This window comes from Marinomonas posidonica, from assembly GCF_043643765.1.
GTDB lineage: Bacteria > Pseudomonadota > Gammaproteobacteria > Pseudomonadales > Marinomonadaceae > Marinomonas > Marinomonas posidonica_A.
In genome coordinates this window covers 255,634-270,569 of sequence record NZ_JBHZSP010000004.1, presented here as the reverse complement: position 1 = coordinate 270,569, position 14,936 = coordinate 255,634, and the positions used below count along the sequence as shown (strand labels likewise).

Annotated in this window: 13 protein-coding genes; 9 read left to right on the top strand and 4 right to left on the bottom strand. The window is 46.1% G+C overall.

All coding sequences use genetic code 11. The features are described from left to right. Positions 1-48: 48 nt before the first annotated feature. Both ACHUFM_RS06725 and ACHUFM_RS06720 read right to left on the bottom strand, forming a co-directional pair. A complete protein-coding gene (locus ACHUFM_RS06725) occupies positions 49-1,401 on the bottom strand; it encodes an ABC transporter substrate-binding protein (protein ID WP_394180812.1) in 1,353 nt (450 codons plus the stop codon). Positions 1,402-1,854: 453 nt separating this feature from the next. Continuing rightward, positions 1,855-2,826, bottom strand: a complete 972-nt coding sequence (locus ACHUFM_RS06720; RefSeq protein ID WP_394180770.1) for a carbohydrate kinase family protein — start codon at positions 2,824-2,826, stop codon at positions 1,855-1,857. 201 nt (positions 2,827-3,027) lie between these two features. On the opposite strand from ACHUFM_RS06720, the gene ACHUFM_RS06715 reads away from it, so the two are divergent. From ACHUFM_RS06715 to ushA, 7 genes are all read left to right on the top strand, one after another. Next, the gene (locus ACHUFM_RS06715; protein ID WP_394180768.1) at positions 3,028-3,768 is read left to right on the top strand and encodes a response regulator; all 741 of its coding nucleotides are present in this window, start codon (positions 3,028-3,030) and stop codon (positions 3,766-3,768) included. Further along, positions 3,758-5,224 carry an ATP-binding protein gene (locus tag ACHUFM_RS06710; RefSeq protein WP_394180766.1) on the top strand — a complete coding sequence of 489 codons (1,467 nt, stop codon included), beginning with the start codon at positions 3,758-3,760 and terminating at the stop codon, positions 5,222-5,224. The genes ACHUFM_RS06715 and ACHUFM_RS06710 overlap by 11 nt, the downstream gene beginning before the upstream one ends. Before the next feature lie 211 nt (positions 5,225-5,435). Beyond that, on the top strand, positions 5,436-6,683 hold the full coding sequence (locus ACHUFM_RS06705) for an ABC transporter substrate-binding protein (RefSeq protein WP_113873199.1): 1,248 nt from the start codon (positions 5,436-5,438) through the stop codon (positions 6,681-6,683). Between the two features lie 91 nt (positions 6,684-6,774). Then, entirely contained in the window at positions 6,775-7,704 is a 930-nt protein-coding gene (locus tag ACHUFM_RS06700) for a carbohydrate ABC transporter permease (RefSeq protein ID WP_113873198.1), read from the top strand. Beyond that, complete coding sequence (locus ACHUFM_RS06695) at positions 7,697-8,581, top strand: carbohydrate ABC transporter permease (RefSeq protein WP_113873197.1); 885 nt, start codon at positions 7,697-7,699, stop codon at positions 8,579-8,581. Before ACHUFM_RS06700 ends, ACHUFM_RS06695 begins: the two co-directional genes overlap by 8 nt. Positions 8,582-8,650: 69 nt before the next feature. Next, positions 8,651-9,760 (top strand): ABC transporter ATP-binding protein, encoded by a 1,110-nt coding sequence (locus ACHUFM_RS06690; RefSeq protein WP_394180763.1) that lies wholly within the window; start codon positions 8,651-8,653, stop codon positions 9,758-9,760. A 247-nt stretch (positions 9,761-10,007) separates the two neighbouring features. Then, positions 10,008-11,615 (top strand): bifunctional UDP-sugar hydrolase/5'-nucleotidase UshA, encoded by a 1,608-nt coding sequence (ushA, locus tag ACHUFM_RS06685; protein WP_394180761.1) that lies wholly within the window; start codon positions 10,008-10,010, stop codon positions 11,613-11,615. Between the two features lie 94 nt (positions 11,616-11,709). On the opposite strand, the gene ACHUFM_RS06680 is transcribed toward ushA, so the two are convergent. Further along, positions 11,710-12,207 (bottom strand): hypothetical protein, encoded by a 498-nt coding sequence (locus ACHUFM_RS06680; protein WP_394180810.1) that lies wholly within the window; start codon positions 12,205-12,207, stop codon positions 11,710-11,712. Positions 12,208-12,454: 247 nt separating this feature from the next. Beyond that, on the bottom strand, positions 12,455-13,174 hold the full coding sequence (gene rph, locus ACHUFM_RS06675; RefSeq protein ID WP_394180759.1) for a ribonuclease PH: 720 nt from the start codon (positions 13,172-13,174) through the stop codon (positions 12,455-12,457). Positions 13,175-13,321: 147 nt separating this feature from the next. Here rph and ACHUFM_RS06670 point away from each other — a divergent pair, with 147 nt between their 5' ends. Together ACHUFM_RS06670 and hepT are read left to right on the top strand one after the other, a co-directional pair. Further along, a complete protein-coding gene (locus tag ACHUFM_RS06670; protein WP_394180757.1) occupies positions 13,322-14,188 on the top strand; it encodes a YicC/YloC family endoribonuclease in 867 nt (288 codons plus the stop codon). A 48-nt stretch (positions 14,189-14,236) separates the two neighbouring features. Continuing rightward, positions 14,237-14,644 (top strand): type VII toxin-antitoxin system HepT family RNase toxin, encoded by a 408-nt coding sequence (hepT, locus tag ACHUFM_RS06665; protein ID WP_394180755.1) that lies wholly within the window; start codon positions 14,237-14,239, stop codon positions 14,642-14,644. Positions 14,645-14,936: the final 292 nt, after the last annotated feature.

Sequence of the window (14,936 nt, the reverse complement as noted above, 5' to 3'; positions counted from 1 at the left end):
AAAAAGCCCCCAAGCAAACAAGATTACTTGGGGGCTTAACAAAAGGGATTACTTCAACGCATCCCAGGTTTTCTGAATGTCTTTCGCAACGTCTTCAGCCTCTTTACCGCCAGTATAATCGACCATGCCAGTCCAGAAAGAACCCGCACCGATCTTACCTGGCATCAAATCAGAGCCATCAAAACGGAAAGTGGTAGCGTAACGCAAAATTTCACCCTGCTTACGCGCCGCGTCGCTTGAGTACAGCTCTGGGTTAGCACCCAAGTGAGCCGACAAGAAACCGGTTTGTGCCATCCACAACTCGTGGGCAATAGGCGAACGGATGAAATCAATAAACGCACGAGCACCTTTAGAGTCATTGGTAATACTCACCAAAGTACCGGCACCCAATACAGGATTGCCTAGGCCTTTCGACTCATAAGATGGAAAGTAAAAGAAGTCAGCATCCAAACCAAGCTCTGTTCCTTCTGGGAAGAACGCTGGAATGAAAGACGCTTGACGATGCATGTAACATTTTGGCGGCGACTGGAACAAACCTTTTGGGCTGTCACGGAAGTCAGTCGAAGACACCGCACCGGCGCCACCATCAACGTATTCGTCATTACGCGCGAACCAACCAAACTCTTCGATGGCACCCACAATACGCGGATCATCAAATTTCACTTCATTGGTGACCCATTGGTCATACACAGACGCTGGTTGAGTACGAAGTAACAAATCTTCTACCCAGTCTGTTGCTGGCCAACCTGTCGCCGCACCAGAACCCAGACCAATACACCAAGGCGTACCACCGTCCGCAACGATTTCTTTAGTCAGTGCTTTTAATTCTTCCATGGTTTCTGGGATGTCATAACCCGCGTCCGCGAAGTTATCAGGCGAATACCAAACCAAAGATTTCAAATCCGCACGGTAGAAAACACCGTAGAATTCATCTTTGCCTTGACCATTTTCAAAGGTCGCCAAATCAACCCAAGATTGACCCGCAGCGTAATCTTTCGCTACGGCCTCTTTAACGTTATCGTTTAGTGGCGTCAGAAAGCCTTTTGCCGCTAAATCAGCCGCTAAACCTGGCTGAGGAAAGACGGAAACGTTTGGTGCACTGCCCGCTTGAGCATCAATAACAATCTGCTGCTCGAAAGAATCGGAACCGGCATAACTTACTTTGGCGCCTGTTGCTTCTTCAAAATACGCAATTACGCGATCGAAGTTGGCTTTCTCATCGCCCATCCAAGGGCCGAATACAGAAATGGTTTCACCGGACAAATCTGTCGATTTCAACGCTTCGTAATTTTCCCAATGGAAACGAGAGTCTTCGCCAGGCTTGAAAACAAGATCGGCTGCCGATGCAGAGGTCGCAGAAAGAGTCATGGCAACCGCCATAGACAGAATGGATTTTTTCATCATTGCTCCTTACAGACTCGCTAAGGAAACCCTAAGCTTGCCTTTGTTTGTTATTATCATGAGTCGAAACAAGGTTCTCACTTCTTCTATAAGGATTAAGAAGGTTTTTGATTATTAACAATCAAAGCCCCAGCTTCAAGCTTCCGATATCCTTAATATTATCTTAATTCTATTTTCAATTTAGTATGTTTTGGTAAAAAAGCGAGCAATATTTCATTTCAATTTTTGTACAAAAATACAACAGAGTGGTTTTTTTGGGGATATTTTAGACACTCATCGGCTTGTAAAATCGAATAAGTGGTCATTTTTTCTAACATTTATTGATTTCAGTACGCCGTCCAACAGGCACAAAAAAAGCGTGGCCAAGCCACGCTCTTAATAGAATTCTGAATACGCTGAATTTATTCTTAACCGTTTAACTCAAAAAGCGAATCGCACGGTCAAACAGTGGCATTAGAACTGCTTCAGTTGCGCTTCCGCTTGCGCCAAGTTGGGCAACGATGGGTACGCACCCAACTTCGTCACAGAATCTGCACCACAGGCTGCCGCAAAACGGATCACGTTGTGCAGGTCTTGTTGCGACAAATTCGCCAAAGCTTGACGATCCCCACCCTGCTCAGCCAATTGGTACAACAAGCCGCCAACAAATGCATCACCCGCCGCCGTCGTGTCTTTCACCTCCACTTTAGGCGTGATGACGGCGCCTTCTGCTTGGCCTTTAGTGTAGAAGCGAATTGGGTTGCCACCATCTGTTAATACAAACAAGGTGACTCCAGCGTTTAAAGACTCATCAATTAACGCAAAAGGATCTTCAGCCATAACCGCCAGTTCTTCCAAACTGGCTTTGACGACATCCGCCGACTGCATCCAATCGATCACTCGTTGCGTATCAACCTGACCATTCGGCCATAAGTTAGTACGCAAGTTCACATCGATGCTGACAATCCAATTAGCCTGTTTCGCCATCTTGATACCTGCCAAGGTAGCTTTAGTAATATCAGCATCGGTTAAGGTGTTTGAACAGGTATGGAACACCCCTTTAGCATCGGCAAACCAACTTGCATCAAAGTCTTTCTCACGGAACAAGATGTCCGCTGACGGGCTGCGATAGAATTCAAAACTGCGCTCCCCAGTGTCATCCAAACTCACAAAGGCTAAGGCGGTTTTCGCTTCTTTGGTCATCAGCATTTTACTGGTTTCAACACCGTAATCTTCTAATGACGCCTTTAAAAAGTGACCGAAGGCGTCATCACCAACTTGACCAACAAAGTGACTGTTACCACCTAAACGCGCGACAGCAACCGCCACATTGGCTGGAGCGCCGCCTGGAAATTTGGTGAAAGACTCTAATTCACCGGCTTTAGTTGCACCATTAGATAGGAAGTCAATCAGGGCTTCACCGAACGCCATCACTTTAGTTGTCATCGTCTTTATCTCTTAAATTTCATAACAAAGGGTAAGATTAGTCGAAAAATTATGCAGGCGGTAAGAAATTAAATCAATTTAATTTATTTAAATACCAATAGAGCAATCTCTCCTTAGTCAATTGGTTCAATGACACTTTCTTGCTAGACTCGGAATCAACAACAAACACAACAACACCAGCCCAAAACATTGAGCAAAAGTATGACCAAAGCCAAACGTATCTATGTGGTAGACGATGATGACGAGATTCGCACCCTGCTCAAATCCTATTTAGAAAAGCATCAGTTTACGGTTTTCACCGCCGAGTCGGGTGAAGCCTTTTTAACGAACTTTGATCCAAACCAACACATAGATTTGGTCATTCTAGACATCATGCTACCAGGCCAAGACGGCTTTTCTGTCTGTCGCGGACTACGAGAGCAATCACAAGTCCCTGTCATTATGTTGACGGCCAATTCCGATGAAATGGACCGTATTATTGGTCTCGAAATTGGTGCGGACGATTATCTGGCTAAACCTTTTAATCCTCGTGAGCTACTGGCGAGAATGAAAGCTATTTTACGTCGCATGGAGCAAATCGAAGTCAGTGAACACCATCATGCGAACGAAGCGCATCGCTTTTATCATTTTGCTGATTTCACCCTCGACACTTTATCCCGCGAGCTTCATTACGCCGATGAAAAAGAATCTCTCTCGGGGGCCGACTACAACCTACTTATGTTGTTTTTGAAAAACCCAGGCGAAGTACTTACCCGAGAGCACATTGCCGAAAATACCCGCGGACGAGACAGTACGCCTCTTGATCGTTTTATCGATGTGCATGTTAGTCGCTTACGTCATAGACTAAGAGAAGACGCTCGTCACCCACAATTAATCAAAACCGTTCGCGGCCAGGGCTATATATTAACCGCTTCGGTCAACGCCCTCGATCATGTCAACTAACGCCTCTCCTCTCTTATCCAAACGTCTAAAGCGCTGGTCTCAGTCTTTAACAGGACAGATCCTTATCATCATGGCGTTAGGGGTCGCGAGTGCGCAATTTATTAGCTCGACTTTCTGGCTACGACAGTTGGAATCAGATACCGAACAAAACGTACGCGAAGTCTCTAAACACATGGCGTTTCGTATTGCGGCGACAGTCAGCTATTTCACCTCATTGCCAACCAACTATCGCCACATTGTCATAGACCAATTACAAGACATGGGCGGCACCCGCTTTTTTGTTACCCTCAACAAAGAAGAGATCCTTATCAACCCTTTGGAAGCCTCTCCGTTAAAAAACGTTGTAAAACAGGAAGTGAATGACACTCTGGTGAAGCAACTTGGTATTCACAATGCCAAAATCGCCTTTTCCAGTCCCAGCGACTTACACGTCATCAACAACCAAACCCGTTTGATGGACTTGCCTGAACGTTGGGGCCACCATAGTTTGCTTGTGAAACCACTCACCCCACCGATTATTGTGATTCAGATCCCCATCAATGAGAAAGATTGGCTCTATCTTGCCAGCTTAATGCCTGACCCTTACTTTTTAGATGACACCACAGCAGTCAGTGGTGACCGACTCTTCTCCATGGCCATGTCGGTCATTACCGTGCTGTTATTGAGCATTGTTATTCTAAGACGTGTGACCAGACCGTTGGCGACACTGGCCAGAGCGGCAGAGCGTTTCGGGCAAGGTGATTGGCGCCCGATGAAAGAAAATGGCAGCGTCGAAGTCCGTAATACCGCCAAAGCCTTTAATGATATGCAACGTCGAATTCAACGTTATTTAAATGACAGAGAAAGGCTGTTCGCTGCCATTTCCCACGATTTAAAAACCCCCATTACTCGATTACGATTACGGGCAGAAATGCTCGACGAAGATGACATTCGCGATGCCATGATCCGTGACCTAGAAGATTTGGACATGCTGGTAAAAGGCGCATTACAAAGCGTAAAAGAGACAGATATTCATGAAAATCGTGTCGAAGTCGACATTAGCCGCATGCTCAAAGACATGCAGGTAACGGCCAATTTACACAGCATTAAAATCATTCTCAAAGGGGAATTAAAACACCCATATATTGGCAAACCTTTAGCCATTAAACGTTGCTTAGGCAACTTGGTCGATAACGCTTTGTACTATGGTAAACGAGCCACTATTCACATAGAAGACGATGAAGAAGGCGTTTGCATTCGTATTTGCGACCAAGGCCCAGGCATTCCAATCGACAAGATCGACAAGGTCTTTCAACCCTATACTCGTCTTATTGATGAGCACAATGGTCACCCCACCGGTATGGGCTTAGGCTTGAGTATTGCGCGAAATATCGCACGCGCTCACGGCGGTGAAGTCACCTTGAGCAACCAACCAGTGCAAGGTTTAGAAGCCAGAGTTTGGCTGCCTCGCCACTAGAAAACCATAGTTAATCCACAGTTTTGCAAGACTTTGTTACATTAGGTTGCTCTACTTTACCCCTTCCCTTGACTTACTTTGCTAAATTCACTAACTCGTATAAAGGCTTAAGCTGACTTTCAGTAAATTTGTACGAAATAAGAATAATCAAACATAGTCAAAGCCAACGCGCATTTGACAAGATGAAATAACAATAACAAAGGTTTCTATCATGAAAAAAATTGCCTTAGGATTAACATCTGTTGCACTTTCATTAGCGGCGGCACAAAGCCAAGCTGGTGAAGTGGAAGTTCTTCACTGGTGGACATCAGGCGGTGAAGCCGCAGCCATCAACGTTCTTAAAGACGAAATGGTTGACGCTGGTCACACTTGGAAAGACTTTGCAGTCGCAGGTGGTGGCGGTGAGTCGGCCATGACAGTTCTAAAATCTCGCGCCATTGCTGGCAACCCACCTTCTGCCGCTCAAATCAAAGGCCCTACTATTCAAGAATGGGGTGATCTAGGTTTCCTAACCAACCTTGACGATGTTGCTGAAGCAGGCGATTGGGATGTCATCCTGCCTGGTGTGGTCAGCGAAGTCATGAAGTACGATGGTCACTACGTTGCCGCACCAGTAAACGTTCACCGTGTAAACTGGATGTGGGCGAACCCAGAAGTATTCCGTAAAGCCGGCGCTTCTATCCCAACGACTTGGGATCAATTCATCACCGAAGCGAAAAAAATCAAAGCCGCTGGTTTCACGCCATTAGCTCACGGTGGTCAAGCTTGGCAAGACGCGACTTTGTTCGAAGCCATTGCACTGTCTAAAGGCTCTAAGTTCTACAACAGCGCGTTCATTGGTCTATCTGACAAAACCCTACGCAGCCAAGACATGATCGACGTATTCAGCACATTCAAACAAATGCGTGAATTCGTTGACACAGGTTTCTCTGGTCGCGACTGGAACATCGCTACGTCTATGGTGATCAATGGTGAAGCGGCCATGCAAATCATGGGTGACTGGGCCAAAGGTGAATTCACTGCGGCGGGCAAAAAAGCTGGTATCGACTATGTTTGCTACCCTGCACCAGGTACAAGCGATGCGTTCACCTTCAACATCGACTCTCTAGCGATGTTTAAAGTTGACGGTAAAGAACAGCAAGTCGCACAAAAAGACCTTGCTCGTTTGATTCTTGAGCCTAAGTTCCAAGAAACCTTTAACTTGAACAAGGGTTCTATCCCAACACGCTTGAACATGCCTCGTGATAAGTTTGATACTTGCGCGCACTCTGCAATGGATTCTTTCCTAGCCAGTTCAACAACAGGCAACCTAGTACCAAGTATGGCGCATGGCATGGCAGTAAACTCTATGGTTCAGGGCGCTATCTTTGACGTCGTGACGAACTTCTTCAACGATGACTCTATGACATCTGAAGAAGCCGTAGACAAGCTAGCTCGTGCCATCAAAGCCAGCATGTAAGCACCTATTCGCAAGCCTGTCTTGCAATAAGTAAACGAGGCTGGCCCTCAAGCCAGCCTCTTCGTTTCTTCTCTGTAGTGAAGCATCAATTATGAATACAAAAGCTGCCAATTCTGGGTCCCAAAAGACTCAGTCAGGACGTCCTGCACGCCTTAGCTTGGCTGATTGGATGCCAAAAATTGTTATGGCACCAACCGTAGTCGTGACACTAGTGTGCATTTACGGCTATATGATTTGGACAGCCGTTCTGTCTTTTACCAACTCTCGTATGTTACCCAGCTATAAATTTGTTGGCGTGGATCAATATGAGCGTTTATTCAACAACGACCGCTGGATCGTTGCACTGACCAACCTGGGTATTTTTGGCGGACTTTTCATCCTGATCTGCCTGTTCCTTGGTGTGGTATTAGCGATTTTCTTAGATCAAAAAATTCGTGCCGAAGGGGCGATTCGTACCATCTACCTATACCCTATGGCGATTTCATTCATCGTCACAGGTACCGCTTGGAAGTGGTTGCTTAACCCAACCAACGGTTTTGAAAAACTCATGGTCGATTTAGGCTTTGAGAACTTTAAATTCGACTGGCTCATCAACCCAGACATGGTGGTTTATTGTTTGGTCATTGCCGCCGTATGGCAAGCGTCAGGTTTTGTAATGGCCTTATTCCTAGCCGGTTTACGTGGCGTGGATGGCGATTTAATTAAAGCCGCACACCTAGACGGAGCCAGCACCTTTACCACTTACCGTCGTATTATTTTGCCGTCATTGAAGCCTGTTTTCTTCAGTGCCATGGTGATCTTGTCTCACATTGCTATCAAGAGTTTCGACTTGGTTGCCGCTTTAACCAACGGTGGTCCGGGCTATTCTTCAGACCTACCGGCTAACTTCATGTACGCCCACACCTTTACCCGTAGCCAAATTGGTCTAGGTTCGGCCTCTGCCATGGTCATGCTCGGCTGTGTATTAGCCATTTTGATTCCATACCTGTACTCAGAATTACGAGGTGAACGCCATGAGTAAAGCATCTATTGGCCGCCAAACTACCTGGGTAGAAAAGGCGCTGCGTGTTGCCCTGTATACGGTTCTACTGATCATGGCAGCGGTTTATCTAATGCCGTTCTTAGTGATGTTGTTAACCTCACTTAAAGACGTAGAAGAGATTCGTACTGGCACCTTGTTGTCTTTACCAAGCACATTAGATTTAAGCGCTTGGAGCAAAGCATGGGGCGAAGCCTGCACCGGCAATAACTGTGGCGGGATTTCACCTTACTTCTTAAACTCTTTCCAAATCGTTATTCCAGCGGTATTGATTTCAACCTTACTGGGTGCCATCAATGGCTATGTTATTTCCTTATGGAAGTTCCGCGGCAGTGATTTATTCTTCGCGGCACTGTTGGTCGGTTGTTTCATTCCTTTCCAAGTAATCCTACTACCGATGGCTCGTACTCTTGGTTGGTTAGGCATTGCCAATACCACCACAGGTTTGGTGTTCGTTCACGTGGTTTACGGTGTCGCCTTCACGACCTTGTTCTTCCGTAACTTCTACCAAGCGATTCCAGGCGAATTGGTGAAAGCAGCTCGTCTTGATGGCGCAGGTTTCTTTACCATTTTCTACCGCATCATCTTGCCATTATCGACCCCCATCATTGTGGTAACGGTCATTTGGCAGTTCACACAAATCTGGAACGACTTCCTATTTGGCGTGGCTTTCTCTGGCTTTGATACTCAGCCAGTAACCGTGGCCTTGAACAACCTAGTCAATACCAGTTTCGGTGGTAAAGAATATAACGTGGACATGGCCGCCGCCATTATCGCAGCCCTACCAACTCTGGCTGTGTACGTGCTAGCAGGCAAATACTTCGTCCGTGGTTTAACAGCCGGGGCGGTAAAAGGCTAAGCCTATACCGTTCCGCACTTCCTAAGCGCAACAAACCGCTTAGGGAATACAAAATTTTGGAGTAATAACATGGCAAACTTAGTCATTGATAATGTTAAAAAGCGCTACGGCACAACGGAAGTATTGAAAGGCATCAATATCGCCATCGAAGCCGGTGAGTTTCTGATCCTAGTTGGACCATCGGGCTGTGGTAAATCCACGCTGATGAATTCCATTGCTGGTCTAGAAGACGTATCGGAAGGTCGTATTTTAATCGCCGACAACGACGTTACCTACACCAGTCCGAAAGATCGTGACATCGCCATGGTGTTCCAATCCTACGCTTTGTACCCAAATATGACCGTTGCACAAAACATTTCCTTCGGTTTGGAAATGCGCAAAGTGCCAAAAGAAGAGCGCGAAGTAGAAGTACAACGAGTGGCAGAACTACTACAGATCAGCCATCTGTTAAACCGTAAGCCAGCGCAACTATCAGGTGGACAGCGTCAACGTGTTGCCATGGGGCGCGCGTTAGCACGTCGTCCTCAGCTTTACTTGTTTGATGAGCCGTTATCCAACTTGGACGCTAAGCTACGTGTGGAAATGCGTACGGAAATTAAAAAGCTGCACCAAAAACTGGGGACCACCATCGTTTACGTAACTCACGATCAGATCGAAGCCATGACTTTGGCTGACCGTATTGCGGTGATGAAAGATGGCGAAGTACAACAACTGGGCACACCGCAGGAAATCTATGACAACCCAGCAAACCTATTTGTAGCAGGCTTCATGGGCTCTCCAGCAATGAACTTCATTCCAGCCAAAGTGGTTTCTCAAGATGGCAATCCTATGTTGGAATTGGCAACCAATTCGACAGCAACCTTACCGTTCCCGAAACCTGAAGCCCTAGCAAATCACGTTGGCCAAACCGTATTACTGGGGTTGCGTCCTGAAATGATTACCGAGCCTCAGCCTCACAAAGTGGGTCAAGACTTCGTTACAACCACAGACATTAAGGTAGAAGTCACCGAGCCTATGGGTGCTGACACCATGATCATCACACGCGTCAACGACGCTGAGATCAACTGCCGCTCTAACCCTGCTTATCCTGCAGCACCAGGGTCGGTGATCGAAATGATGTTCGATACATCCAAAGCCGTGGTCTTTGATCAAGCCACAGGTCAACGTCTAGACAAATAATATTGCGTCATTAACGATACAATATTAAACGTTTAAGCCCATACAGAACCGCAACGTTTTGTATGGGCTTTTTTACACTCATGATTAAATTTTGCACAAATGGTCAGTTTTTTTCCTTAATCCCTCGAACTTGTCACAAATATGAGATACATTTCTGTAATAATTGATCAGAAGTGCTATTACAAAAATGCACTCGATTAATGTGTTTGTTCAACCAATCCAAGTATCACATTCAAGGAATCACAGCATGAAATCAACGAAGCGTTTTGTTACGCATCTTGCGGTCTCCAGTGTTGTACTAGCCATTGCCGGCTGTTCAATGATGGGCCCAACACAACCCGATTGGCAGGAAGATAAAGAATATCGAGTGACCATTTTGCACACCAATGACCATCACGGTCGTTTCTGGCAAAGTAGCCGTGGCGAATACGGTATGGCTGCTCGTAAAACTCTGATCGATAACATTCGTGAAGAAGTGGCACTGGACGATGGCAATTCTCTATTGTTATCTGGCGGTGACATTAACACCGGTGTTCCTGAGTCTGACCTACAAGACGCTGAGCCAGATTTCCGCGGCATGAACATGCTGAAGTACGATGCTATGGCATTGGGTAACCACGAATTTGATAACCCACTTTCCGTACTGAAGCAACAACAAGAATGGGCTGGTTTCCCATTCCTATCGGCGAACATCACAGACGCTGAAACCGGTGAGCCTTTATTCGACGCTTACAAAATTTTCCAAGTAAATGACCTAAAAGTAGCGGTCATGGGTCTTACCACAGACGACACCGTAAAATTGGGTAATCCAGAATACCTAGAAGGCATCAAGATCGAATCGCCTATCAAAGTGGCTGCAAAATTGGTTCCTGAACTGCGCAAAAAAGCCGACATCGTCATTGCAGTGACGCACATGGGTCACTACAACAATGGTAACTACGGTGGCAACGCACCAGGTGATGTGACACTTGCTCGTACCGTACCAGGCATTGACGTGGTTGTGGGTGGTCACTCTCAAAACCCACTGTTCGAACCAGATGAGCAAAACGGCACATTGATCCTACAAGCCCACGAATGGGGTAAATACGTTGGCCGTCTAGACTTTGTCTTCAAAAACGGTGACATCGTATGGTCTGAATACCGCCTAATCCCGGTTAACTTGAAGAAAAAAGTGAAAAACGCGGAAGGTAAAACAGAACGCGTCTTCATCGAAGAAGAAATTGCTCAAGACCCAGACATGTTAGCCATGTTGACGCCTTTCCAAGAAAAAGGTCAGGAAGAGCTAAACGTTGAGATTGGTTTCTCTAATGGTGATTTCATCGGTGAACGTGGCGTAGTACGTAACCAAGAAACCAACCTAGGCAACTTGATTTCACGTGCCATGAAAGAAAAAGTAAACGCTGACATCGGTATCATGAACTCTGGTGGTATCCGTGACAACATGGAAGCTGGCGTCATTACTTACAAGAGCGTCCTAAAAGTACAGCCTTTCGGTAATGCTGTTTCTTATGTTGACCTTACGGCAGCCGAATTGACTGACTACTTGTCTGCTGTTGCAAGCAAACAAGCTGGCACAGGTGCTTTCGGTCAATTTGACGGTGTTGCACTGACATTGAAAGACGGTAAAGCGACTAACATCATGGTGAACGGTCAACCATTAGACACCGCTAAGAGCTACCGTATTGCCATCAACAGCTATGTTGCGACAGGCGGCGACGGTTACCCTAAAGTCATCGACCACGCCAACTACGTGAACTCAGGTTACGTTGACGCGGATGTCTTAGTGGAATACGTGCAAAACAACGCACCACTTGATATTGCAGACTTCGCACCAAACGGTGCGGTTAAGCGCTAATCAAACAGCTAATTAACGAGCCGTAAAATAAAATGCCCCGCAAGCTGAGCTTGCGGGGCATTTTTTGTTCTGTGAGTCATAAAATCTTATGAATTTAACGTTGGTAAGTTAATGTCCAAGTTAATGGTGTTGGCAGTTTTTCAGATTCTAATTTTACCGTGTAGGTTAGCTCGTTATCAGACACTTGCTGCCAAGTATTGGTACGTTTACCTCGCTCTGACTCCACAACCACCACAATAGCTTGGGCGCTCTCGGTAAAACTGCCGGAAATCTCGATGTCTTCTTCATCCGTCTTAAAGACTTCGCCTTTGGCGGTCAGAGGAATGACGTCGGCCTCTTCTTGATCACACTGCCAAGAAAACTCGCCTGCTTGTTTGGCTAACAGCCACTGCTGACAAATTTGCGTCTGCTTTTTCAATACCGGTCTTGCCAACGCTCGGATGAAAAAATTCATTTCTTGCACCACATTTTCAACCGCTTCATCCAGCTTAGCTTGCGTATTGGCCGCATCTTGCAACTGCCACTCACCTTCTAGATTGGCCGCCTGCAAAGCACCGCTCAGCAACATAGCCGACATACCCATGATTAACATCTTCTTCACTTGCCTTCTCCTTTATTGTTATTGTCATCTGATCATCGCAGAGAAGTTTCATGATGTAAGGTGCAAAAACACCCACAATAACTGACAATTAACGCCAAAAGCCTCTTTTTCATACAAATTTTAGACCCAAAAAAACCCGACCATCCAGTTCGATGATCAGGTTTTTCAGCGTTAACAAAGGCTTATTTATCACAGCCTTGTTTTCGTTTCTTGTTTATCAGCTCTTAGTTTTCAACTGTTATTTTTCAAAGAGAGCTGCACGCTGAATCTCAATGATTTCGGCAATGCCCTTACGCGCCACGGCCAACATCCCCATCATGTGTTCATCGCCAAAAGCCTCGCCTTCTGCGGTGCCTTGGATTTCAATGAAACCGCCTTTGTCATTCATGATCACATTCATATCGGTTTCGGCATTAGAATCTTCTGGGTAATCCAAATCCAACACCGGCGTACCCTTGTACACACCGACAGAAATCGCCGCAATCTGCGACACAATTGGATTTTCTTTAACTTTCTTATTTTCCACCAGATAACGCATTGCATCTGCCAACGCCACGAAACCACCTGTAATAGACGCTGTACGTGTGCCGCCATCGGCCTGAATCACATCACAGTCGATGGTGATGGTGTTTTCGCCTAGTTTCTTCAAATCCACTGCCGCACGCAATGAACGACCAATCAAACGTTGAATCTCAACCGTACGGCCGCCTTGCTTACCACGCGCCGCCTCACGATCCATACGACTGCCAGTAGAACGCGGCAACATGCCGTACTCTGCCGTGATCCATCCTTGACCTTTACCTTTCAAAAAGCGCGGCACACCCGGCACAACCGTCGCCGTACAAATGACTTTGGTGTCACCGCATTCAATTAATACAGAACCTTCGGCGTGTTTGGTAAAATTTCGAGTGATTTTAAGGGGACGTAACTGATCAACGGCTCTTCCACTTGGACGCATACTAGCTCTCTCTATTGGTTAATCTTCACTAAAGCCGCAATTATAACGAACCCTCATAAAATTGCCCCCCTTACAATGGGGAAACTGTCGTCTTGCAATGGCATAAGCTACAATAACGCCACATTTTTCTTAACTTGGGTATTCAAAATGACAGCAAGCATGACCGCCTTCTCACGCCAAGAAGCCAGCTACGATTGGGGCACCATCAGTTGGGAAGTTCGCTCAGTAAACCAACGCTATTTAGAACCTAACTTCCGCTTACCGGAAGCCTTTCGTGAATTGGAATTTTCCTTCCGCGACCAGCTAAGAAAAAAACTCAACCGCGGCAAACTAGAATGCCAACTGCGCTTCCAAGCCGTCGACAAAGCGGCCACCAGCTTAACGATTAACCCAGACAACGCCCAAGCACTGGCTAACGCAGTAAAAGAACTCGGCACCTGGTTTGATGGCATCAAAACCCCATCACCACTGCAAATCCTTCAATGGCCGGGCATCTTAAGCGACACCAGCGACGACGCCGAGACCATCAAAAAAGCCGTAGAGGAACTCTTCGCCAAGGCGGTAGACGAACTCATCCAAATGCGTTTGCGCGAAGGCGAACAACTGGTCGCCATCATAGAACAACGTCTTGATAGCATTGACGCCATTGTGGCCGAAGTGCAAGACAAACTGCCTGGCATCATTGCTGCGCAAAAACAAAACCTGACCGACAAACTGGAAGCCGCCAAAGTCGAACTCGACCCAATGCGCGTGGAAGCGGAAATCGTCCTCTTGGCACAAAAAGCCGATGTAGCGGAAGAACTGGACCGCCTTGTCACCCACACCAAAGAAGTTCGTCGTCAACTGAAACAAAAAGGCCCCATCGGCCGCCGCCTCGACTTCCTCATGCAAGAACTCAACCGCGAAGCCAATACCCTTTCATCTAAGTCGATTGTGGTCGAGACAACGCAAAGTGCGGTGGAATTGAAGGTGTTGATTGAACAAATGAGAGAACAGATTCAGAATATTGAGTAAGACATTTACTGCTTGCCAACCCATCTTCTAAGCTCAAGAGGGGCATTTATGATACCTGACACGATTATTCATAAATGCGCTTCTATTGAGCGTGCCGTAAAACGCATCGAAGAGGTCTATCGCACTTCTTTTCACTTCAAAAATGACTTAACCAGCCAAGAGTCCGTCATTTTCAATCTACAGCGAGCTTGCCAAGCCTGTATTGATATCGCCAATGCTACTAACAAGCATTACCAAATGAGTCTTCCATATAGTGCAGATGAAAGCTTTGAATTAATGAGTGAAGCAGGACTTATTTCTAAAACGACTAAATGTAATTTACAACAGCTAAACAGCATCAAAACGATCGCGGTACGTGATCCACAGCACTTAGATGCAAACGTTTTAGCGCAGTTAATTGAAAACAGGCTTTGCGAATTTCAACACTTTATCAGCGAAGTTAAAGATATTTCATAGCTTTTTTTTCTGACATCAACTTGCTCTGGTCTAGTTGAAGAGCCTTGGTCCTTTATTTTTTAGTACTCGTCCATGGTTTAAATTTACTCTGATCCATTTTATTAAAGCAAAGCCCAGACGGCTTATGCAGAGCAATGGTTGGATAAGCACGATTTCGCCGAAAGGGAAATTAGGAAGCTAGAGAAGAAGTTTGAAAAAATGGAGAAATAGAATTTCAACGGACTGATCACATCAGGGTGACGGATAGAATCCGACGAAACACCGAATGTAGAGCTGCTGTCAGATCCAATGT

Bases quoted from the DNA above. Each gene is read 5' to 3' on its own strand.
- rph (WP_394180759.1), bottom strand. From the start codon at position 13,174: ATGCGTCCAAGTGGAAGAGCCGTTGATCAGTTACGTCCCCTTAAAATC.
- ushA (WP_394180761.1), top strand. From the start codon at position 10,008: ATGAAATCAACGAAGCGTTTTGTTACGCATCTTGCGGTCTCCAGTGTT.
- ACHUFM_RS06715 (WP_394180768.1), top strand. From the start codon at position 3,028: ATGACCAAAGCCAAACGTATCTATGTGGTAGACGATGATGACGAGATT.
- ACHUFM_RS06670 (WP_394180757.1), top strand. From the start codon at position 13,322: ATGACAGCAAGCATGACCGCCTTCTCACGCCAAGAAGCCAGCTACGAT.
- ACHUFM_RS06720 (WP_394180770.1), bottom strand. From the start codon at position 2,826: ATGACAACTAAAGTGATGGCGTTCGGTGAAGCCCTGATTGACTTCCTA.
- ACHUFM_RS06700 (WP_113873198.1), top strand. From the start codon at position 6,775: ATGAATACAAAAGCTGCCAATTCTGGGTCCCAAAAGACTCAGTCAGGA.
- ACHUFM_RS06725 (WP_394180812.1), bottom strand. From the start codon at position 1,401: ATGAAAAAATCCATTCTGTCTATGGCGGTTGCCATGACTCTTTCTGCG.
- ACHUFM_RS06695 (WP_113873197.1), top strand. From the start codon at position 7,697: ATGAGTAAAGCATCTATTGGCCGCCAAACTACCTGGGTAGAAAAGGCG.
- ACHUFM_RS06705 (WP_113873199.1), top strand. From the start codon at position 5,436: ATGAAAAAAATTGCCTTAGGATTAACATCTGTTGCACTTTCATTAGCG.
- ACHUFM_RS06690 (WP_394180763.1), top strand. From the start codon at position 8,651: ATGGCAAACTTAGTCATTGATAATGTTAAAAAGCGCTACGGCACAACG.
- ACHUFM_RS06680 (WP_394180810.1), bottom strand. From the start codon at position 12,207: ATGTTAATCATGGGTATGTCGGCTATGTTGCTGAGCGGTGCTTTGCAG.
- hepT (WP_394180755.1), top strand. From the start codon at position 14,237: ATGATACCTGACACGATTATTCATAAATGCGCTTCTATTGAGCGTGCC.
- ACHUFM_RS06710 (WP_394180766.1), top strand. From the start codon at position 3,758: ATGTCAACTAACGCCTCTCCTCTCTTATCCAAACGTCTAAAGCGCTGG.